Source organism: Qipengyuania sp. R86523, assembly GCF_044596365.1.
Classification (GTDB): domain Bacteria; phylum Pseudomonadota; class Alphaproteobacteria; order Sphingomonadales; family Sphingomonadaceae; genus Qipengyuania; species Qipengyuania citrea.
Genome location: NZ_CP138997.1, coordinates 724,837 through 745,574 on the forward strand (window position 1 = coordinate 724,837; position 20,738 = coordinate 745,574).

At 67.2% G+C, this 20,738-nt stretch carries 19 protein-coding genes; 7 read left to right on the plus strand and 12 right to left on the minus strand.

What is annotated here, in order from left to right; genetic code table 11:
- Positions 1–14: 14 nt before the first annotated feature.
- The 5 genes from SJY12_RS03530 to SJY12_RS03550 all read right to left on the minus strand — a co-directional run bounded on the left by SJY12_RS03530 (position 15) and on the right by SJY12_RS03550 (position 6,133).
- Positions 15–1,046, minus strand: coding sequence for a capsular biosynthesis protein (locus SJY12_RS03530; RefSeq protein WP_397506009.1), 1,032 nt, complete (start codon positions 1,044–1,046; stop codon positions 15–17).
- Between the two features lie 12 nt (positions 1,047–1,058).
- Positions 1,059–2,576: an XrtA system polysaccharide chain length determinant gene (locus SJY12_RS03535; RefSeq protein ID WP_050601198.1), complete on the minus strand. Its 1,518-nt coding sequence runs from the start codon at positions 2,574–2,576 to the stop codon at positions 1,059–1,061.
- Between the two features lie 14 nt (positions 2,577–2,590).
- On the minus strand, positions 2,591–3,235 hold the full coding sequence (locus SJY12_RS03540) for an XrtA/PEP-CTERM system exopolysaccharide export protein (RefSeq protein WP_050601197.1): 645 nt from the start codon (positions 3,233–3,235) through the stop codon (positions 2,591–2,593).
- 160 nt (positions 3,236–3,395) lie between these two features.
- Positions 3,396–4,622, minus strand: coding sequence for a pyridoxal-dependent decarboxylase, exosortase A system-associated (locus tag SJY12_RS03545; RefSeq protein WP_397506010.1), 1,227 nt, complete (start codon positions 4,620–4,622; stop codon positions 3,396–3,398).
- Entirely contained in the window at positions 4,619–6,133 is a 1,515-nt protein-coding gene (locus tag SJY12_RS03550) for an acyl-CoA ligase (AMP-forming), exosortase A system-associated (RefSeq protein ID WP_397506011.1), read from the minus strand. Before SJY12_RS03550 ends, SJY12_RS03545 begins: the two co-directional genes overlap by 4 nt.
- Positions 6,134–6,159: 26 nt before the next feature.
- On the opposite strand from SJY12_RS03550, the gene SJY12_RS03555 reads away from it, so the two are divergent.
- Genes SJY12_RS03555 through SJY12_RS03570 form a run of 4 tightly spaced genes read left to right on the plus strand, consistent with a single transcriptional unit; the run spans position 6,160 to position 8,948 of the window.
- The gene (locus SJY12_RS03555) at positions 6,160–7,125 is read left to right on the plus strand and encodes a GNAT family N-acetyltransferase (RefSeq protein WP_397506012.1); all 966 of its coding nucleotides are present in this window, start codon (positions 6,160–6,162) and stop codon (positions 7,123–7,125) included.
- 46 nt (positions 7,126–7,171) lie between these two features.
- Positions 7,172–7,474 carry an acyl carrier protein gene (locus tag SJY12_RS03560; protein WP_397506013.1) on the plus strand — a complete coding sequence of 101 codons (303 nt, stop codon included), beginning with the start codon at positions 7,172–7,174 and terminating at the stop codon, positions 7,472–7,474.
- An 8-nt stretch (positions 7,475–7,482) separates the two neighbouring features.
- The gene (locus SJY12_RS03565) at positions 7,483–8,163 is read left to right on the plus strand and encodes a hypothetical protein (RefSeq protein ID WP_397506014.1); all 681 of its coding nucleotides are present in this window, start codon (positions 7,483–7,485) and stop codon (positions 8,161–8,163) included.
- Entirely contained in the window at positions 8,160–8,948 is a 789-nt protein-coding gene (locus SJY12_RS03570) for a hydrolase 1, exosortase A system-associated (protein WP_063506461.1), read from the plus strand. Before SJY12_RS03565 ends, SJY12_RS03570 begins: the two co-directional genes overlap by 4 nt.
- On the opposite strand, the gene SJY12_RS03575 is transcribed toward SJY12_RS03570, so the two are convergent.
- From SJY12_RS03575 to SJY12_RS03605, 7 genes are all read right to left on the minus strand, one after another.
- Positions 8,933–10,129: a class I SAM-dependent RNA methyltransferase gene (locus SJY12_RS03575; RefSeq protein WP_397506015.1), complete on the minus strand. Its 1,197-nt coding sequence runs from the start codon at positions 10,127–10,129 to the stop codon at positions 8,933–8,935. The two genes, SJY12_RS03570 and SJY12_RS03575, sit on opposite strands and share 16 nt — an antisense overlap.
- Positions 10,126–11,511 carry an NAD(P)H-hydrate epimerase gene (locus SJY12_RS03580; RefSeq protein ID WP_397506016.1) on the minus strand — a complete coding sequence of 462 codons (1,386 nt, stop codon included), beginning with the start codon at positions 11,509–11,511 and terminating at the stop codon, positions 10,126–10,128. Before SJY12_RS03580 ends, SJY12_RS03575 begins: the two co-directional genes overlap by 4 nt.
- Positions 11,504–11,857, minus strand: a complete 354-nt coding sequence (locus SJY12_RS03585; protein ID WP_397506017.1) for a hypothetical protein — start codon at positions 11,855–11,857, stop codon at positions 11,504–11,506. The genes SJY12_RS03580 and SJY12_RS03585 overlap by 8 nt, the downstream gene beginning before the upstream one ends.
- 38 nt (positions 11,858–11,895) lie before the next feature.
- Positions 11,896–13,743 carry a dihydroxy-acid dehydratase gene (gene ilvD, locus SJY12_RS03590; RefSeq protein WP_397506018.1) on the minus strand — a complete coding sequence of 616 codons (1,848 nt, stop codon included), beginning with the start codon at positions 13,741–13,743 and terminating at the stop codon, positions 11,896–11,898.
- A gap of 307 nt (positions 13,744–14,050) precedes the next feature.
- A complete protein-coding gene (locus tag SJY12_RS03595) occupies positions 14,051–14,776 on the minus strand; it encodes an N-formylglutamate amidohydrolase (RefSeq protein WP_397506019.1) in 726 nt (241 codons plus the stop codon).
- Positions 14,776–15,588: a 4-(cytidine 5'-diphospho)-2-C-methyl-D-erythritol kinase gene (locus SJY12_RS03600; protein ID WP_397506020.1), complete on the minus strand. Its 813-nt coding sequence runs from the start codon at positions 15,586–15,588 to the stop codon at positions 14,776–14,778. The genes SJY12_RS03595 and SJY12_RS03600 overlap by 1 nt, the downstream gene beginning before the upstream one ends.
- A 107-nt stretch (positions 15,589–15,695) precedes the next feature.
- Entirely contained in the window at positions 15,696–17,345 is a 1,650-nt protein-coding gene (locus SJY12_RS03605) for an electron transfer flavoprotein-ubiquinone oxidoreductase (RefSeq protein ID WP_397506021.1), read from the minus strand.
- 83 nt (positions 17,346–17,428) lie between these two features.
- On the opposite strand from SJY12_RS03605, the gene SJY12_RS03610 reads away from it, so the two are divergent.
- From SJY12_RS03610 to moaB, 3 genes are read left to right on the plus strand one after another with little or no spacing between them, the layout of a single operon-like run.
- Positions 17,429–18,211 carry a hypothetical protein gene (locus SJY12_RS03610; protein ID WP_397506022.1) on the plus strand — a complete coding sequence of 261 codons (783 nt, stop codon included), beginning with the start codon at positions 17,429–17,431 and terminating at the stop codon, positions 18,209–18,211.
- Positions 18,208–19,929 (plus strand): transglycosylase SLT domain-containing protein, encoded by a 1,722-nt coding sequence (locus SJY12_RS03615; protein ID WP_397506023.1) that lies wholly within the window; start codon positions 18,208–18,210, stop codon positions 19,927–19,929. Before SJY12_RS03610 ends, SJY12_RS03615 begins: the two co-directional genes overlap by 4 nt.
- Positions 19,929–20,456 carry a molybdenum cofactor biosynthesis protein B gene (gene moaB, locus SJY12_RS03620; RefSeq protein WP_397506024.1) on the plus strand — a complete coding sequence of 176 codons (528 nt, stop codon included), beginning with the start codon at positions 19,929–19,931 and terminating at the stop codon, positions 20,454–20,456. The genes SJY12_RS03615 and moaB overlap by 1 nt, the downstream gene beginning before the upstream one ends.
- Positions 20,457–20,738 lie beyond the last annotated feature (282 nt).

Sequence of the window (20,738 nt, forward strand, 5' to 3'; positions counted from 1 at the left end):
GGTAGATCATGGGCTTACTCGCCATATCCGTAGTAGGTTCCGAACCTGCGCCCGCTGGGGCTGAAGGTCGCATCGTTGAGCAGCAGCTTGATGTCGGGACAGGCCGAAAGCAGGTCGACCGCATCTTCCAGCGCCGCGCGCCCGGTCAGATCGGCGCGGGCGACCAGCAATGCCTGGCCCACCTGCTTGGCAAGCTCGGCAGCCGGCGTCGCGGCGAGTGCCGGAGGGCTGTCGAACACGATGATCCGGTTGCGCGCGCCGCGCGTGAGCTGGTCGAGCACATCGCGGGTGCGCTCGCTCGAAAGATATTCGCTGTCACGCCCGGTGCGCTTGCCCGCGGGCAGGACGAACAGCCCGGGAATATCGGTACCGACGACGAAGTCCGCGACCTGCGCAGCAGGGTCGGACAGCACGTCCATGAAGCCCGCGGATTCCTGCAGGCCGAGTTTCTCCATGACCGACGGATTGCCGAAATCGGCATCCACCAGCAGCACTTCCATGTCGCGTTCGCCCGCCAGCGCGATGGCGAGATTGAGCGCACAGAAGGTCTTGCCCTCGTTGGGGTGCGGCGAACAGACCAGCACGCGGCGCGCCAGCTGGCTGCCCTCGGTCTTGGTGGTGGCCAGCACCTGGCGCTTCACGATGCGGAATTCCTCGAGCAGCGTCGATGCCCCGCCATCGGGATCGATCAGGCCCTGCTCGCGCAGCATGGCGCGCACGATTTCGCGTTTCGGACCGGTAAAGGCGACTACCGGGCGGTCGGGTTCCACATCGGCGGGTGGAACAACCACCGGCTCGGGAGCGGTAGACGTATGCGCATCGCTCGCGCGGCGCTGCGGTACGGGTGCCGGCGCGGGCGTCGGCGTCACCTCGATGGTCCGCCGCGGGGCGAATTTCTTCGCCTTGTCGCTGTCGAGCTTGGCCGGAACCGCGGCGGGAATCAGCCGGTCGAAGCCGAAGGTGCCACTGGCGCGTTCGAGAAGCGATGCCCGCTTGGGCTTGCCATCGTCATCGTTCGACGGCTCTATCTGCGTGGGTTTGTTCACTGCCATGTTCCCTCAGGCCACCGATCCGACCTGGACGATTTCGACGACCAGCAGCAGGAAGCATACCGCTCCCAGCGCACCGACACCGGCGAAGAATTGCTTCAGACGGAGTTTCTGGTGCTTGCGCGCCGCTTCGGTGACCGAACGCGAAATCGTCCCGATCACCGGCAGGTCGAGCGAGCGCTCGAGCTTGTCCGCGGTGGTGAAGCTCGAACGGAGCTGGCCGAGGACGAATGCGGCCCCCGCGCCCGCGCCGAGGCCGACGATCAGCACGCCCAGCAGCAGCAGCGGCCGGTTGGGAGCCGCGGGATTGCGCGGCGCGGTGGGCGGGTCGATCACCTCGAACTGGAACGCGCTGCGTTCGGTTTCGACCTGCCCGCGCAGCCGCATTTCCTCGCGGTCGTTGAGCAAGTCGTCATACTTGTCCTTCAGCACTTCGTAGTCGCGGCTGATGCGATTGGCTTCGGCCGCCACGGCAGGCTCGTTGGCCTGCGCGGCGATCAGCGCGGAAATGTCCGATTGCACCGCCGCCTTGCGGGCCTGCAGCGCCTGCACATTGGCCTGGCGTTCGGCGCGGATCGACATCAGCGAAGTATAGGCCGGGTTGGGCGAACCGCCCGAACCCGCCGGTTCGCTGGCTGCCTGTTCGCGCAGCGAGGCGATCTGGCGCTGCTGCGCCTGCACGTCGGGATGGCTGTCGGTCAGGCCGCGCGCACGCATGGCCGAGAGGTTCGATTGCGCCTGCATCAACGCCCCGCGTGCGCCACCGCCCCCGGCGGTCACGATGCTGCGCGGCGTGCTGGCGATCTGGCCGTTGATGGCCGCCAGCGCGCTTTGCGCCGCGGCGATATCGGCATCGATCCCGCGCATTTCGGTGCGCATCGTCTGCAGGCGACCGGTCACGGTGCCAGTGCCGCCGATCAGGTCTGGGTGTTCCGCCTCGAAGGCCAGGCGCCGCTGTTCGGCGGCTTCGAGCTCGGCCTTGCGGTCGTCGAGCTGCTGGTCGAGAAACGCGATCGTATCGGCGACATCGCCGCGGTTGCCCGCGATGTTCGATTCGCGGAAGATATCGATCAGCTTCTGAACCACGTCTTTCGCCAGCGCGGCGTTCTCGGCATCGCTCAGGCTCGACTTGCCGACCGTCGCAGTGATCGTGAACAGATTGTCCTGCTCGCTCTCGACCACGATGTTCTCGGTCAGGCTCTGCACCGCGCTCTGCATCTCATTGTCGGTGGCGACCTTTTCGCCCAGCTTGGTGCTGCGTACCACGCGCTCGAGGTTGACCGCGCTGACCAGCGTCTGGCGGACCTTGGTGATCGCCTGCTTGCCGTCGCCGGAAATCTCCAGCTGCTCGGACAGGACATCCTCGAGCTCGACATAGATCCGCGCCCGGCTTTCATAGCTGTTGGGGATGAACGCAACCGCCAGCCAGCCGAGGATGCACACGGCCCAGGCCACCGCGAGCGCGAGCCAGCGGCGGTTCCACACCGTATGCAGCGCGCTGCGAAGTTCTTCGACGACTTCCTGCATGCCCCCGCAGTCCCCTAGAAGGTGCTTTCGGGGATGATGATCACATCACCCGGCTGCAGCAGCACATTGGCCTTGCTGTCGCCCCGCTTGAGCAGATCGGTCAGGCGCAGCGCATATTCGCGCTGGCGGCCGAGCTGCTTGTCGAAACGGATCAGCTTGGCGCGATTGCCGGCGGCGAACTCGGATAGGCCGCCGACCGCGATCATCGCGTCGAGCACGGTCATGTTCGCGCGATAGGGCAGCGAGGCCGGCTGCGCCGTGGCGCCGACAATGCGGATCTGCTGGCTGAAGGTCCCGGCAAATTCGTTGACGATGACCGAGACCAGCGGATCCTCGATATACTGGCTGAGCTGGAGGCGGATATCCTCCTCGAGCATCGATGGTGTCTTGCCCACCGCCGGCATGTCCTTGACCAGCGGGATGGTGATGCGGCCATCGGGGCGCACCTGGATCTTTTCCGCACCCAGTTCGGGATTGCGCCAGACATGGATGGTCAGCTGGTCGAGCGGACCGATCACATATTCCTCGCCCGGGCCTTCCTGCATGGCGACGAAAGTCGCGGGGGGAAGCTCGGTGTTGCCGCCGGCGGCACAGCCCGCCAGCATCAGCATGGGTGCGGCGCATCCGGCAAAAAGCAAGCTTGGTCGGTTCAAACGCATGTATCTATCCCGGCATCTGTCCACGGCCGTTTCGGACGCCGATTGCGCCCGTTGGCCCCTGTTTGGGAAGACTATTGCCCAAGAAAGGTGAACATACAGTTAGCCATAGCGCCCGGGAACCGCAGAAACCGCAGGATTTGCGGGCCTTACCCCGCCACGTTCACACCAGCATTTCGGCCGCCGGCCCCTGTCCGAGGAAGGCGCTGGGTGACGCGCTGGCGCCATAGGCCCCCGCGCAGAACACCGCGACCAGATCGCCCACCTCGGCGCGGGGCAGATGCGCCTTGTCCGCAAGCCGGTCGAGCGGGGTGCACAGGCAGCCGACCACATTCGCGGTTTCTTCCGGTTCGGCGGCAAAGCGGCTGGCGATCGCCACCGGATAATTGCGCCGGACCACCGTGCCGAAATTGCCCGATGCCGCCAGCTGGTGATGCAGGCCGCCATCGGTAATCAGATAGGTTTCGCCGTAGCTGTCCTTGCGATCGACGATACGTGTGAGATAAACCCCAGCTTCGCCAACAAGATAGCGGCCGAGTTCAAGAAAGAGTTCAGCATCGGCCAGCGTCTCGGGCAGGTGCGCGAAGCGGTCGTGCAGCGCGGCCCCTACGGCAGCTATGTCCAGCGGTTCGTCACCCGGGAAATAGGGAATGCCGAAGCCGCCCCCCATGTTGAGCTTGGGCAGCTTGACCCCCGCCTCGCCAGCCAGGCGGTCGGCGCAATCGAGCACCTTCGCCTGCATGTCGATCACCGCTTCGGCCGACAGCGCCTGGCTGCCGGTAAAGATATGCAATCCGCGAAATTCGCAGTCTGCCGTAATGATCCGTGCGATCAGTGCCGGCACCCGCTCGGCATCGATCCCGAATGGCTTGGGGCCGCCGCCCATCTTCATTCCCGATCCCTTGAGTTCGAAATCGGGATTGACGCGGATCGCCATCCGCGGGGTCTTGCCGAGCCGCGCGGCGATACCCAGCGCGCGGTCGGCCTCGGCCTCGCTTTCGAGGTTGAGCGTGACGCCTGCGGCAATAGCCGCTTCCAGTTCGCTGTCGCGCTTGCCCGGCCCGGCGAAACTCACCCGCGTCAGGTCGAAACCCATTGCCCGGACCATTTCCAGCTCGCCGCCCGATGCGATATCGAGCCCGTCCGCTAGCGTCGAGACATGCTCAAGAACCGGCGCGAAACTGTTGGCCTTGATTGCATAATTGATCTTGACCCGGTCGGGCATCGCCGCGCGCAGATCGGCAAGGCGGTGCGTTATCAAATCCTTCGAATAGACGAACAGCGGGGTCCGCCCCGCAGCCTCCACCCAATGACTGGCGGGCTTGCCCCCGATGGCCAGCTCGCCGCCGATCGCGGTATAGCCCGCGGGAATGGGTCCCAGCGGCTTCATGCGCCGATCTCCGCGGCGATCGCGGTCCGGTCGAGTTTGCCGTTGGGATTGAGCGGCAGCGTGTCGCGCCAATGGATCACGTGCGGTTGCATGAAATTGGGCAGTTCCTTCTGCAGGGCCTTGCGAAGACCGCTTTCGGGGTCGTCCGAGCCTACGGCAGGACGCACGACGAGATGGATCGCGTGACCGAGGCGTTCGTCATGGACCCCGAGCGCGACCGCTTCGGCCACCAGGCCGCTCGCCACGGCAGCGCTCTCGATTTCCTGCGGACTGATACGGTTCCCCGCGCTCTTGATCATCGCATCGCGCCGTCCGACGAAATGGAGCAGCCCGTCCGCATCGCGCAAGGCCCGGTCGCCCGACCAGACGGCCGTGCCGCCATATTCGGACATCGCCGGGGCCGGCTTGAAGCGTTCGGCTGTACGCTCGGCATCCTGCCAGTACCCCTGCGCCACCAGCGGTCCGCAGTGCACCAGTTCGCCTTCCTGACCCGGTCCGGCCAGCGAACCATCGTCGGCCATCACCAGTATCTCGGCGAAGGGAATGGCCCGGCCCATCGATGTCGGATGGGTATCGACCAGCGCCGGATCGAGATAGGTCGAACGGAATGCCTCGGTCAGGCCATACATCGGAAAAAGTTGTGATTGCGGGAACATGCCGCGCAAATTTCGTACGAGGTCGAGCGTCAGCGCGCCGCCGGAATTGGTCAGCCGCAGCATGCTCCCGATCGCCTCCGCAGGCCATTCGACGTCGGTCAGTTGCAGCCACAGGGGCGGCACCGCAGCGAGCGTCGTCACCGCATGCCGGGCGCAGGCTTTCGCCACATCGCGCGGGAAGAGATAATCGAGCGGGACCACGCAGCCCCCCGCATACCAGGTCGATAGCAGCTGGCTCTGGCCGTAATCGAAACTCAGCGGGAGCACCGCCAGCGTCACATCGTCCTCCGCCATGCCGAGGTAATGCGCCACGCTGACCGCGCCCAGCCACATATTCGCATGGCTCAGCATGACGCCCTTGGGCCGGCCGGTCGAACCGCTGGTGTAGAGGATGGCCGCCAAGGCGTCCGGATCGTGCGCGGATGGCCCTGCATGGTCGCCCTGCGCTTCGGCCAGCGCGAAGACATCGGCTTCGTCGATCGGCGAACACGCTGGTGGCAGGTCCGCGTCCTTCAGCGTGGCCAACCGGGCCCTGGTCCCCATCAGCAACACAGCGCCGCTGTCGGCAAGGATATGCGCGACCTGCGCGCGCTTGAGCAGCGGATTGATCGGTACGTGCACCACGCCCGCGCGGGCCGCGGCGAGCGGCAGCAGGCAGGTCAATTCGCCCTTCGCCGCCCAGCTGGCGACACGCGTGCCCGCCGGCACCCGGCCTGCAAGCCAGCCTGCAAGCAGGCCCACTCGCTTTCTCAGCTCGGCATGGGTAAGCGTACGCTCGCGCAGAACGAGCGCAGGCGCATCGTCTCGCCCGCGCCCGGTCAGTCGATCGAGCGGCTGCGGCGTGGAATCAGGCATTAACGCTCCTGAGTGAGGGAAATCCGGTGGACATCGCGGTCAGCTATCACGAGAGCCTTACCAAACTGCAAGCGCTGGATTGGCCGCAGGACGGTCCTTTCGACAGGCTGGAGTGGTTCGGCCTGCTCGGCCCCGTGCTGGCCGCCATGGCCGAGCGCGGGGATGAGCGCGTGCTGCTGCCGCTGCGGCGCGAACATGAACACCTCGCCAGCCTGACCTACTGGTTCAGCTTCAGCTGGCGCCCGCTGGGCCGTTCGCAAGCCCTGCTCACCGCCCTCGCCCGCGACCTGCGGCGACAGGCCGGCCGGATCGTGCTTGCCCCCGTTCCCGGCGAGGACGGTAGTGCGGACGCGCTCGAACAGGCGTTCCGCGAGGCCGGCTGGCTGGTCTTTCGCAGCACCTGCGATGAAAACCACGTGCTCCCGGTCGAAGGCCGCAGCTTTGCCGAGTACTGGGCCGCGCGCCCGGGCAAGATGCGGACCACGCTCAAGCGCAAGGCGCGCAAGGTCGAGGTGAAGATCCTCACCCGGTTCGACGAGGCGGCCTGGGCCGACTATCAAGCGGTCTATGCACAAAGCTGGAAGCCGCGGGAGGAACGCGCGGATATCCTCGAGGCGTTTGCCCGCGCAGAAGGCGCTGCCGGCCGGATCCGGCTGGGGCTCGCCTATGCCGCTGGCGAGCCGGTCGCGGCGCAGTTCTGGACGGTGGAAGGCGGTACCGCCTATATCCACAAGCTGGCGCATATCGAGGCGGCCAAACCGCTTTCGGCGGGGACGACGCTGAGCGCGGCGCTGTTCGAGCGGGTTATCGATACGGATGGCGTGTCGCTGGTCGATTTCGGTACCGGCGCTGATGCCTACAAGCGCGACTGGATGGAAGCGAACCGGCCGCGCTACCGGCTCGATTGTCTCGACTGGCGCCAACCGCGGGCCTGGCCGGCCATCGCCAGGGCGTGGGTCCGCCACCTTGCACCGCACAATAGGCCCAGCTAAGGGCAGCGCCTCCAATCCAGGGCCAAAGGCAGGGGAAGCCGAGGAAATGAACGCCGAAACCGCACACGCCGCACCGACCGGGCCGAGCCGCAGCGACATCGACCAGACGCTGCGCGCGATCCTGCGCGACGTTCTCGACCTCGACCAGGCTCAGGTCGACGGCTTCGATGGCGATACCGGGCTGTTCGGCCACCTTCCCGAACTCGACTCGATGGCCGTCGCGGGCCTGCTTACCGAAATGGAAGACCGGCTCGACATTGTCATCGAAGACGAGGACGTCGATGGCGAAATGCTCGAAACCTACAGCGGCCTGCTGGCTTTCGCCGAAGCCAAGGTCGTCGAAAGCTGACCGCGCACATGTATGTCACATGGCCTTGCCCGCTGCTGGACGGCACGTCGGGCGAGGAAATGGCGCTGTGCTTCGAACAACGGCGGTCCCGGCGCTTGCTGGTGATTCCCCCGCTGTTCGATGAAGCCAACAAATTCCGCCATCAACTCTCTGAAATCATGCGCAGACTCGATGAAGGCGGCGTGGATTGTTTCCTCCCCGACCTGCCCGGCTGCAACGAAAGCATGGCGCCGCTACAGGCGCAGACGCTCGCCGGCTGGCGGCAGGCGGTCGGAGCAGCTGCCGCGCATTTCGGTGCCGCGCATGTCCTTGCGATGCGGTCGGGCTGCTGGCTGGTGCCCGATGACATGCCCGCCGCGCTCTATGCTCCTGCAAAGCCTGCACAGGTCCTGCGCAACATGCTGCGCGCACGGGTGCTGGCCGCAAAGGAAACCGGGCATCCGGAAACCGCCGAGGCACTGCTCGACGATGCGCGGTCGAACGGCATCGTGCTCGCGGGCTGGCAGCTCGGCGCCGAGCTGGTCGGCGAACTGGAAACGGCAGTTTACGATCCTTCGCCGCGGCACCGGATCGTCGAACAGGCCGAGCTTGGCGGGCGGCCGCTGTGGCTGCGCGCCGAAAACGATTTCGATGCCGCGCAGGCCGACACGCTCGCGGCGATCGTGATGGCAGAAATGGCCGACCGATGAGCAGGTTGCATCTTACCTTCGAATGCCGCGAGCAGCGCTGCGGTGCCACGCTGGACAGCGCCCCGGGTACCACCGGGCTGCTGATCGTCAGCGGGGGCAACGAGATACGCGCGGGCGCGTTCAACGGCCAGTCGCAGCTTGCCGCCTCGATCGCGCGCGCCGGTTTCCCGGTGTTCCGCTTCGACCGGCGCGGGATCGGCGACAGTGAGGGCATCAATCGCGGGTTCCGCCGCTCGGGCCGCGATATCGCGGCCGCGCTGCTCGCCTTCCGCGCAATCGCTCCGCAGGTCCAGCGCGTGGTGGCATTCGGCAATTGCGATGCTGCCAGCGCCCTCATGCTGGCCGGGGGCGCGGAATGCGATGCCCTGGTCCTCAGCAACCCGTGGACGATTGACGAAAGCGAAGACAGCACCCCGCCGCCCGCGGCCATCCGTTCGCGCTATGCACAAAAACTGAAGAATCCGCAGGAACTTGCCCGGCTCCTTTCAGGCGGTGTCGACCTAAAGAAACTGTCGCGCGGGATGGTCAAGGCGATGCGCCCGCGCAGCACCCCCTCGTCGCTCGCCGACCAGATGAAGAGCGGGCTCGACAGCTTTGGCGGGCCGGTGCGCTTCCTGCTCGCCGAAGCCGATCGCACCGCGCAAGTCTTTGCCGAGCGCTGGGATGCAGACGATGAGCGGATCGCGCGGTGCCCGGGGGCGGATCACGCCTTTTCGGATGGCGAAGCGCGCGCCTGGCTGCGCGCCCGCCTGCTCGAAACGCTGCGTGCCTACCGGGTGAAGTAGCTCGACAGCTCGACATGCGTCGACCAGCGGAACTGGCCGACTGGACGCAGCTTTTCGAGCCTGAACCCCGCCTCGACCAGCGTCCTCGCATCGCGCGCCCAGCTGGCAGGATTGCAGCTGACATATGCCACGCGCGCGGCATCGCTGGCAGCAATCTGCGCCACCTGGTCGCGCGCACCCGCGCGCGGCGGATCGAGCAGGATCGCGCCGAAGCGCCCGGCTTCCTCGGACTGCAAGGGATTGCGGAACAGGTCGCGGTGCAGCGCAAGCACGGGCACACCGCGCATGTTGGCCGCGGCCTTGCACGCCAGATGCGCGTCGCGCGCGGCCTCGGCCGCCAGCACCTTGCGCGGCCCCGCCAGCGCGAACGCGAAGGTCCCGAGACCCGAAAACAGATCCGCAATCGTCGTCGCCCCGTCGAGGAAGGCGCGTGCATCGCCGACCAGCACGCCCTCCCCATCCTTGGTGGGCTGCAGGAAACTGCCCTGCGGGAAGGGTACCGGGAACGAGCCGAGCGTGACCGTCAGCGGCTGCGGTTCCCACACGGTCTCGGGGCCGAAACCGCGATCGAGCGAGAGCCGGGCGAGCGCATTGTCGCGCGCGAAATCGAGCAGCGCCTCGGTCGCCGCGAGGCCATCCGCCTCGATCCCCTTGAGCGTGCAGTCCACGCCTTCGTCGACCAGCGTGAGTTCGATATCGACCGGCTGGCGTGCCCCATGTTCGGCAACCAGCGAACGCAGCGGCCCCACCAGTGCGAATAGCTCGGGCACGAGGATGTGGCATTCGCGCATGTCGACGATGCGATGCGCCCCGCCTTCGCGAAAACCGAGCACTGCACCCCGGGCCGTGCGCAGCGCGTGCAGCGTCGCGCGGCGCCGCGAATTGGCTGGCGAGAGATGCGTCGGCAGCACCTCGCCGATGGCAATGCCCTGCCCTTCGGCGGCATGGACGACCCGGTCGGTAACGAACTGGCGCAGCGCGGTTTCATCGGCCTGCTGCAACTGGCAGCCGCCGCATTCCGGGAAATGGCGGCACGGGGGCGTGACATGATGCGGCCCGGCAACCAGCGTCCCATCGGCGGCAACCGCGTCGCCGGGTACAGCGCCCGCGACGTGGCGGCCCGATGCCGTGATGCCGTCACCGCGGGCGGCGATCCGTTCGATGATCTCGCTGTCGCTCACAGAAATGTCTCCATTGCGGTCCGGACCGCCCAGGCCAGCTCGCCGGCAGTAAAGGCAGGACCCGCGCGCCGCGCCGCTTCGTGATGCAACCACACCGCTTCTTCGCCAGCGCGGCGCGTATTGCCGTGTACCGCGAGCCGCGAAGCGAAGATGCCGGCAAGGACGTTGCCGGTGCCCGCGACCGAAAGCCAGCTGGACCCGCGCGGGAAGAATGACGTCATGCCGCCAGCCACGAGTATCGTGTCTGCGCCCTTGGCCAGCACGGTCATCCCGGTGACGTCATGAAGCCGCCGTGCGCGGTCGAGCTTGCACTCCGCCGTGACGCCGAACGCCGCGCACAGCGCCGCCAGTTCGCCTTCATGCGGGGTAACGCACAGCTTCGAAGCATCGGCCTCCGCCAGCAGCCCAGCATCGAGCAGATGCAGCGCGTCGGCGTCGAGCACCGCCGGCAACCCCCGGCCGAGGACCGCCGCGAGCCGTGAACGGGCAGCGCCGTCGCGCCCCAGCCCGGGGCCGACCAGGAGCGCCGCGATCCTCTCATCCGCAATGGCCCCGGCGAAATCCCCCTGCTCGATCACCAGTTCGGCGGGGGCATCGGGATGCGCGTGTTCGCTGAGCAATTTCACATAGCCCGCCCCCGCGCGCATTGCCGCCTCGGACGACAGCAGCGGTGCGCCGGGCATCGCGCCGGCGACGATCGCAAGCAGGCCTCGCCGGTATTTGTGGGCATCGGCCGCCGGAGCGCCGAGCCGCGGCGGCGCGGCAAACGCCGCGGTTCCGCCCCCGGTCTCGATCCCGATCGGAACACGTCGCAGGGCCCCCATCCGGGCAACCGAGGGCATCAGGGCATGTGCCTGTTTCCATGCCCCGAGCGCCAGCGTAAGATCGTAGCGGGGCAGCGGTCCGAGCACCCGGCCGCTGTCGCTTTCGACCGCGCTGGGCACGTCGATTGCGATACGATAACAGTCATTTGCTTCGAGCTCTTCGAGCAGTTCGGTAAAGGGGCCCTCGACTGCGCGGGACAGCCCGTAGCCGAACAGGCAATCCACCACCACGGGGTGCTGCAGCCGGGCCGCTTCGCTCACGGGACCCTCGTAATGCGCCCGCGCGGTGCGCGCCGCAGTGCTGGAGGGTTCGCGCGGCGCGACGACATCGACGGCATAGCCTGCGCGATGCAGGCATTGCGCAATAACATAGCCGTTGCCGCCATTGTTGCCCGGCCCGCACAGCACCGTCACGCCGCGCCCGGCAGCCGCGCGCATGACCCACAGCGCCGCGCCGCGACCGGCGCGTTGCATCAGTTCCCATTCGCTGGTCCCGGCATCCACTGCGGCACGCTCAGCCGCGCGCGTCTGCTCGACCGTCAACACGGGCTCACTCATCGGCCGGTTCCTTCCAGCGGTAGCGGTCGTCGCCGATCATCAGGACAATGTCGCCCCCCTCGCGCTTGCTGGTCGCGATCTGCGACCCGTCGGATTCGGCAAGGCCGGCGGGGGTGTCTGCAGGCACCAGCGTCCGGAAACCGCCATCGGGATGCCGCATGAGATACACCGCGCCCGTGCCCTCGCCGCTCTGGATCAGGCGGCATTCGCTGGCAAAGTCGCTCGCGCCGCCGAGCGCGCAGGCGACGCTGGTGCCGCCTTCGCTCTCGATCCCGGGGGATACATCGCAGCCGGCCAGCGCCAGCGCCGCCAGCGGCGCGCATAAAAGGGATCTTGGTTTGACCATCCGCCGCCGCTGCCACGCGCGCGGCCGCGGGGCAAGTGTCAGCGCTTTTTCAGCTGCCCGACATCGCGGATGGCCCCGCGTGCGGCGCTGGTGGTCATGGCGGCATAGGCCTCGAGTGCGGGCGAGACGCGCCGGTCGCGCGGCTTGACCGGTTGCCACCCGCGCGCTTCCATCGCGGCGCGCCGCTCCGCCAGCATGTCGTCGGGCACGGCGAGGGTGATCGTACGCTCGGGAATCGAGATTTCGATCAGATCGCCCTCTTCGACCAGGCCGATGGTCCCACCCTCGGCCGCTTCGGGCGAAACGTGGCCGATCGACAGCCCCGATGTGCCGCCCGAAAAGCGTCCGTCGGTCAGCAGCGCGCAGCCTGCGCCGAGGCCCTTCGACTTGAGGTAGCTGGTCGGATAGAGCATTTCCTGCATCCCCGGCCCGCCGCGCGGCCCTTCGTAGCGGATTACCACCACGTCGCCCTCGACCACCTGCCCGGTGAGGATCGCGGTGACCGCATCGTCCTGGCTTTCGTAAACCTTCGCCGGACCGGAGAAGGTGAGAATGCTTTCATCGACCCCCGCGGTCTTCACGATGCAGCCGTCGCGCGCGATATTGCCGTAAAGCACTGCCAGTCCGCCATCCTTGCTGAAGGCGTGCTCGGCGCTGCGGATCACCCCGTTTTCGCGATCGAGATCGAGTTCGGGCCAGCGGTTGGACTGGCTGAAGGCGGTCTGTGTCGGCACCCCGCCCGGCGCGGCGGCAAAGAAATTGCGCACCGTGTTGTTCTGCGTGCGGCCGATATCCCAATCGTCCAGCGCATCGGCCATGGTCGGGCTGTGGACGGTCGGCAGCGCGGTGTGGAGCAGCCCCGCCTTCTCGAGTTCGCCGAGGATGGCCATGATGCCGCCGGCGCGGTGCACGTCTTCCATGTGGACATCGTCCTTGGCAGGCGCGACCTTCGACAGGCAGGGCACCTGGCGGCTCAACCGGTCGATGTCCTTCATGGTGAAATCGACCCCGGCTTCATGCGCGGCGGCCAGCAAATGCAGCACGGTGTTGGTCGACCCGCCCATGGCGATATCGAGGCTCATCGCGTTTTCGAACGCCTCGAAGCTGGCGATGGTGCGCGGCAGGACGCTTGCGTCGTCTTCCTCGTAATAGCGCTTGGCGAGCGCCACCACGAGCCGTCCCGCGCGTTCGAACAACCCCTGCCTGTCGGCATGCGTCGCCAGCGTGGACCCGTTGCCGGGCAGCGAAAGGCCGAGCGCTTCGGTCAGGCAGTTCATCGAATTGGCAGTGAACATGCCGCTGCACGAACCGCAGGTCGGGCAGGCGTTCTGCTCGATCGCGGTCACTTCCTCGTCGGTGTAGCTCTCATCCGCCGCCGCGACCATCGCATCGACCAGGTCGAGCGCGACTTCCTTGCCCTTCACCACGACCTTGCCCGCTTCCATCGGCCCGCCCGAAACGAACACGCTGGGGATGTTGAGCCGCATCGAGGCCATCAGCATGCCCGGTGTGATCTTGTCGCAATTGGAAATGCACACCATCGCATCAGCGCAATGCGCGTTGACCATATATTCGACGCTGTCGGCGATGAGGTCGCGGCTAGGCAGCGAATAGAGCATGCCGTCGTGCCCCATGGCGATCCCGTCATCGACCGCGATGGTGTTGAATTCCTTGGCCACGCCGCCCGCTGCCTCGATCTCGCGCGCGACCAGCTGGCCGAGGTCCTTGAGGTGGACATGGCCAGGCACGAACTGCGTGAAGCTGTTGACCACGGCGATGATCGGCTTGCCGAAGTCGCCATCCTTCATCCCCGTCGCGCGCCACAATCCGCGCGCGCCGGCCATGTTGCGGCCGTGGGTGGTGGTGCGGGAACGATAGGCAGGCATGATATTGGTCCGGTCGGCTTCGGGGAGGAGGACAGACTAGAGGATCGCGGGTGCGGGTCGAAGCGGAAAATCTTTACGCGAAGCTAGATGCGGGATTTGCGCGCTGGGGAGCGGAGGAACCGTCAGCCCCCCGCATCCGCCGCGTCGCCCCTGCGGAGGCAGTGGCCCAGATGACCTTCGTTCTTTAACGCCACGTCAGCTGGATCCCCGCCTTCGCGGGGATGACGGGAAAGCGCGAGGAAACCTGTCTTCGCGTCTTGGCGTGCGGTATCGACGCTCCGCAAACCGCAAGCGACGAAGCGCCTCCTCAGACCTCGAGCGCGACGCGGCCCATCACATCGGCCAGCAGCGTCGCCCAGCGCGCCTGTCCGGCGGCGGTGCCGATCTGGTCCTGGCGGATTTCGACCGTGCAATAGGGGATGCCCTGCGCCTCGGCGTGGCGGTCCATCGTCGCATTGAGCTGCTTGCCGGAATAGGGCTGGTTGTCGCCCACATTGAGGCCCTGCTCGCCGAACAGGCGGATCGCATGGCGCGCCGCGCGGTCGTCCTGGTTGTAAAGCAGCGCGACTTCCCACGGGCGCTGTTCGTCGCTGGTGGCCATTTTCGGCGTGAAGCTGTGCAGCGCCAGGATCAGGCGCGGCTGGGCCCGCGCGATCAGTTCGGCCAGCGCGGCATGATACGGACGGTGGAACCGGTCCAGCCGGGCTTCGACATTGGCGCCGATATTGCCGGGGATCAGCGTCCCGTCGCTCTCGCTCGGCACCGCTGCGGGATCGTCCTCGCGCCGATGCAGGTCGCACACGAGGCGGCTGACCGTGGCGATATGCGCGGGCATGCCGTGGCGCCGGGCCAACCGGTCGGCAATGCCCTCGACACCGATATCGACCGCGATATGCGCGTCGAGCAAGGCCGGGTCGATGCCCAGCTCGATGTCTTCGGGGACGTGGTTGGAGGCGTGGTCGGCGACGCACAGCAGCCCTCCCGGACGCAGGTCGTCGACCGCGACCTGGCGGTAGGGGAGGTTGTCGATCATCATCGCAGGAGCCCTTTCATCTGCCACCAGTCCGTGTGGAGCTTGCCGATCTGCGAAGCTGCCGCGTCACGCGCCGCGACGCTTTCGTAGAGCGCAAAACACGTCGCGCCCGAGCCCGACATACGGGCGAGGATGGGCGATGTTCCGCCCAATTCCGCCAGCACCCCGGCGATCTGCGGACATAGCGAAATTGCCGGCCCCTCGAGGTCGTTGCGGCCCGCGATTGCCACGCTCCGCGCATCCCCGGCAGGCAGTGCGCCGCGGTCCTGGCCATCCCAGTGCCCGAACACCGGACCGGTGGCGAGCGGGAAGCGCGGATTGACCAGCAACACCGGGGTGCCGGCAAGGCTGTCGTCCGCCGCCTCCAGCTCGGTTCCGGTCCCCCGGCCGACACAGGTGCGGCTCTCGACGCAGGCGGGCACATCGGCGCCGAGCGCGGCGGCGCGCGCGTGCCAGTCCTCGGGCAGGCCGAAGCGCGCCTGCACCACGCGGAAGACCGCGCCGGCATCGGCCGATCCGCCCCCCAACCCCGCCGCGACGGGCAGGTTCTTCTCGAGCGTAACCGCCAGCCCATCGGCGCGCGGGAGCTTGCCCAGCGCCTTGGCGACGAGGTTGTCGAACGGATCGTCGAGCCCGCCGGCGAATTCGCCGAAGACGGTGACGCTGTCCTGAGCCGCACTGCGCGCCGTCAGCACATCGCCCGTATCGACGAAAGCGAACAGCGTCTCGAGCTCGTGATAGCCATCCTCGCGCCGCCTGCGGACATGCAGCGCGAGGTTGATCTTGGCGTAGGCGGTCTCAGCAATGGCCACCCGTAGGCTCCCACGTCATTGCGAGCGAAGCGAAGCAATCCAGGGCGCTGCCGTGGATTGCCGCGTCGCTTCGCTCCTCGCAATGACAGAGCAAGCGACGCCGGCGATCACATATTCGGGTAGTTCGGGCCGCCCCCGCCTTCGGGCGTGGTCCATTCGATGTTCTGGTTCGGATCCTTGATGTCGCAGGTCTTGCAGTGGATGCAGTTCTGCGAGTTGATCTGGAACTTCATCTCGCCCGTGTCCTCGTCGGCAAGCCATTCGTAGACGCCAGCGGGGCAATAGCGGTTCGACGGGCCGTCGTATTCGGCCAGTTCGCTGGTCTTCTGCAGCTCCCAGTCGCACACCTTCAGATGGACCGGCTGGTCCTCGGCGTGGTTGGTGTAGCTGAAGGCGACATTGGTCAGCTTGTCGAAGCTCAGCTTCCCGTCGGGCTTGGGATAGGCGATCTTCTGATGCAGGTCGGCGCGCTGCAGCATCTCGTGGTCGCGGTGGTGCTTCATCGTGATCGGCAGGCCGATCTTGAGCGTGCGCATCCACATGTCGATGCCGGCCAGCACGGTGCCGAGGTCTTCGCCCCACTTGGCCACCGCGGGCTGCGCGTTCTTCACCTTCTTGAGCTCTTCGGCAATCCAGCTCGACCGGACCGCGGCGTCGTAATCCATCAGCTCGCTATGCTCGGCGCCGCCGGCAATCGCCGCAGCGATGCTCTCGGCCGCCAGCATCCCGCTCTTCATCGCGGTGTGGCTGCCCTTGATCCGCGGGACATTGACGAAGCCCGCGGCGCAGCCGATCAGCGCGCCGCCGGGGAAGGCCAGCTTGGGGACCGACTGCCAGCCGCCCTCGTTGATGACGCGGCCGCCATAGGCGACGCGCTTGCCGCCTTCGAGAATTGCCGCGATCGCCGGATGGTGCTTCCAACGCTGGAATTCCTGGTAGGGCGAAACGTAGGGGTTCTTGTAATCGAGCGCGGTGACGAAGCCGAGCGCGACCTGGCCATTGGCCTGGTGGTAGAGGAACCCGCCGCCCCAGGTGCCGCTCTCGCTCAGCGGCCAGCCCTGCGTGTGAATCACGCGGCCGGGCTCGTGCTTGGCGGGATCGATATCCCACAGTTCCTTGATGCCGAGGCCGTAGACCTGCGGCTCGCAATCGGCCTCGAGGTCGTATTTCGCCTTCATCTTCTTGGTCAGATTGCCGCGCGCACCCTCGGCGAAGAGCGTGTATTTCGCGTGGATCTCCATCCCCGGCTGGTAATCGCCCTTCTGCGAGCCATCTTCGGCGATGCCCATGTCCTGCGTTACCACGCCGGTAACCGCGCCCTGCTCGTCGAACAGCACTTCGGCGGCGGGGAAGCCGGGGAAGACCATCACGCCCAGGCCCTCGGCCTGTTCGCCCAGCCAGCGCGCCAGATTGCCCAGCGAACCGGTGTAATTGCCGTGATTGCCCATGAAGGGCGGGAGCAGGAATTCGGGCAGGTCGGACTGGCCGGTTTCGGACAGCACCCAGTGGTGGTTCTCGGTCACCGGGGTTTCCGCCATCGGGCAGTCCATGTCGCGCCATTCGGGCAGCAGTTCGTCCAGTGCCCGGGGGTCGACCACGGCGCCCGACAGGATGTGCGCACCGATTTCGCTGCCCTTCTCGAGCACCACGACCTCGAGGTCCTCGTTGATCTGCTTCAACCGGATTGCCGCTGCCAGGCCGGCGACACCGCCGCCGATGATGACGACGTCGCAGGGCATCGATTCGCGTTCGCTCATGACTCTCTCTTTTCGTCGCGTAACTTGTGAGAGTGCCTTGATTGGTGGCGCTATTGAGGTCAAGACCTGCGGACCGAGGAATGATGCACGCCGATCCCCTGAACACACGCGATTTCACCGCGCTGGAGAGCCTCGAAGGCGCGCTCGACTGGTGGCGCGAGGCCGGGGTCGATGCCGATTTCGCGGATGAGGCGAGCGGCTGGCTGGTCGAGCCCGAGAGCGAGAATGCCGTAGCGGCCCCGCCCCCGCCCGCCCCGCCGCCGATCCAGCGCAAGACCGCGCTCGAACGCGCGCTCGAACAGCCCGGCGCCCACTCGCTCGCAATCGACCCCGCAGCCCTGCCCGCCACGCTCGAAAAATTTCGCGAATGGTGGATGACCGACACCGCACTGGCCGAAGGCGCGCTCGACCGCCGCGTGCCGCCGCGCGGGGTTGCCGGAGCCCGGCTAATGATTGTCCTGCCGCAGCCGTTCGACGACGATGGCGATGGCCTGCTGACCGGCGGCGCCGCCCCCTTCTGCGCGGCCATGCTGCGCGCGATGGGGATCGCCGAGCACGAGGTCTATTTCGCCAGCGCGCTGCCCGCGCCGATGGCCATGCCCGAATGGGACCGACTGGCGGCAGCCGGCCTGGGCCAGGTCCTGCGACACCACATCGCGCTCGCCGCGCCGCAGCGAGTCCTGCTTTGCGGCCGCGCGCAGCTCGCGCTGTTCGGCATCGCGCCCGAACAGGCGCGCGAGCCGTTGTCGGTCGATTGCAACGGCTCGCCCCATGCGCTGCTGGCCGCACCCGACCTGCGCAATCTCGCCCGCTCGGCCGTGCGCCGGGAGAATTTCTGGAACCGCTGGCTGGACTGGACCCGATGATCCTACGCCCCCTCGCCGCCGCCGCTCTAGCGGCATCCGCGCTCGCCTCGGCCGCGCCCGTGATGGGCCAGGGCGACAGCGTCGACTATTTTACCCGCTCGCACGCCGCCGCTCTGCCGCAGCTGCTGTCGGCTGACGAGCGCGGCTATTACGCATCGCTGTTCGCCGCGATCGAGGCGCGCAACTGGGACCGGGTCGAAGTCATGCTTGCCGGACGCAGCGAAGGGCCGCTGCATGGCGCCGCGCTGGCGGCCTATTACCTGCACCCCGAAAGCCCGCGGATCGAACTGCCGCGGATCGAGGCATGGCTGGCGCGCTATGCGCAGCTGCCGCAGGCCGAGGCGATGGTCCGGCTGGGGCAGACGCGCGGGCTGGAAAATCCGCCGCGCCTGTCCGGCGCACGCGATCTCGTCCGCCAGCCGGGGTCGAGCAAGCGCATCCGCCCCGGCACGATCAACGACGGGACCATGCCCGCCAGCGTACGGGCCGCAATCCTCGAGCATATCACCAATGACGATCCCGACGGCGCCCGGCTGCTGCTCGACGGGGTCGATGCCACGCTGAGCCCGCAGGCGCGCGCCGAATGGCGCTACCGCGTCGCGTGGAGCTATTACATCGAGAACCAGGATGCGCAGGCCTGGGCACTGGCGGATACCGTGCGCGACAATGGCAGCGGCCCGTGGGTCGCCGAGGGCGACTGGGCCGCAGGGCTCGCGGCATGGCGGCTGGGCGATTGCGACAAGGCGGCCGAGGCGTTCCAGCGCAGCGCCGCCGCATCGACCAATCCCAACCTCACTGCCGCTGCGCATTACTGGGCCAGCCGCGCCCTGATCCGCTGCCGCTTCCCCGAAAAATCCGACGAACAATTGCGCGGCGCGGCGCGCTTCCCCGAAACGCTCTATGGCATGCTCGCGCATGAGCAACTGGGCCGCGAATTGCCCGAAACGCACGCCCAGCCCGACCTGACCGAAGCCGATTGGCGGCGGCTGCGCGATGAAGATGCGGTCCAGCAGGCAGTCATGCTCGCCGAAATCGGGCGGCGCGACGAGGCGGCGGACGATCTGGTCTGGCTGGTTCGCACGGGTGATCCCGACGATTACCCCGCGCTGTCGCGGCTGGCGCGCGCACTCGGGCTGACCGGCGCGCAGACCTTCATGGCCTATAACGCGCCGCGCGGCGAAGGCGCGCATCCCAGCCTGCGCTACCCCGTCACCTTCCGCACCCCGGTGGGCGGCTGGCGCGTCGACCCGGCGCTGGCTTTTGCGCATGCGCTGCAGGAATTGAATTTCCGCGAACGCGTGGTCAGCCCCGCGGGCGCGATCGGGCTGATGCAGATCATGCCGATCACGCAGCGCGAATATGCCGCCTCGATCAACATGAGCAGCAATGCCGATCTCAAGGACCCCGCGGTCAATCTCGCCTTCGGCCAGCGCACGCTCGAATCGCTGTCGACCGCGGGCTATACGCAGGGGCGGCTGCCCAAGATCATGGCGGCCTACAATGCCGGTCCCTCGCCCGTGGCGCGCTGGGAAAGCGAAATCCGCGATGCGGGCGACCCGCTGCTCTACATGGAAAGCATCCCCTATTGGGAAACGCGCGGCTATGTCGCGGTGGTGATGCGCAATTACTGGATGTATTTGCGGCAGGCCGATGCCCCCGCGCCCAGCCGGATCGACCTGGCCGAGAACGACTGGCCGCAATTCCCGAAGGTGCGCTGATGCCGATCGATGAAAGCCGCCCGTTCCAGCCGGTGCGTATTGCGCTGCTGACCGTCTCCGACACGCGCTCGCGGGCCGACGACAGCTCGGGCGACATCCTCGCCGCGCGCATCGCCGATGCCGGGCACGAACTCGCCGCGCGCGAGATCAGCCGCGACAGCAAGAACGAGATCGCCGCACACCTGCACCGCTGGATCGACGATGAAATGGTCGATTGCGTGATCACCACCGGCGGCACCGGCCTCACCGGGCGCGACGTCACGCCCGAAGCGCTCGACCGCGTGAAGGACAAGGACATTCCCGGCTTCGGCGAGCTGTTCCGCTGGCTCAGCTACGAAACGATCGGCGTCAGCACGATCCAGAGCCGCGCCTGCGCCGTGCTTGCGCGCGGCACCTATATCTTCGCGCTGCCCGGATCGAACGGCGCGGTGAAAGACGGCTGGGACAAGATCCTCCACCACCAGCTCGACAGCCGCTTCCGCCCCTGCAATTTCGTCGAACTGATGCCGCGGCTCAGGGAACGATAGGCACTAAGTATCCCCCCGTTCTGCGTCAGCCAAATGGGGGAGATGGAGGAGGCTAGCAGCCGCAACCAGAGGGGCACGGGCCCGACCAGGACGCTTCGAACCCCATCCACCCCCGTCACCCCCGCGAAGGCGGGGGTCCCGCTAACTTTGGGCATGCGAAACAGCAGCGGGATCCCCGCCTTCGCGGGGATGACGGAACGATTGTAAGAGCGCGGTAGGTTGCCGCGCTAGCCCGCTGCCACCCACCAATTCCGACTGGCGCACCACTCTTGTTCTATATAT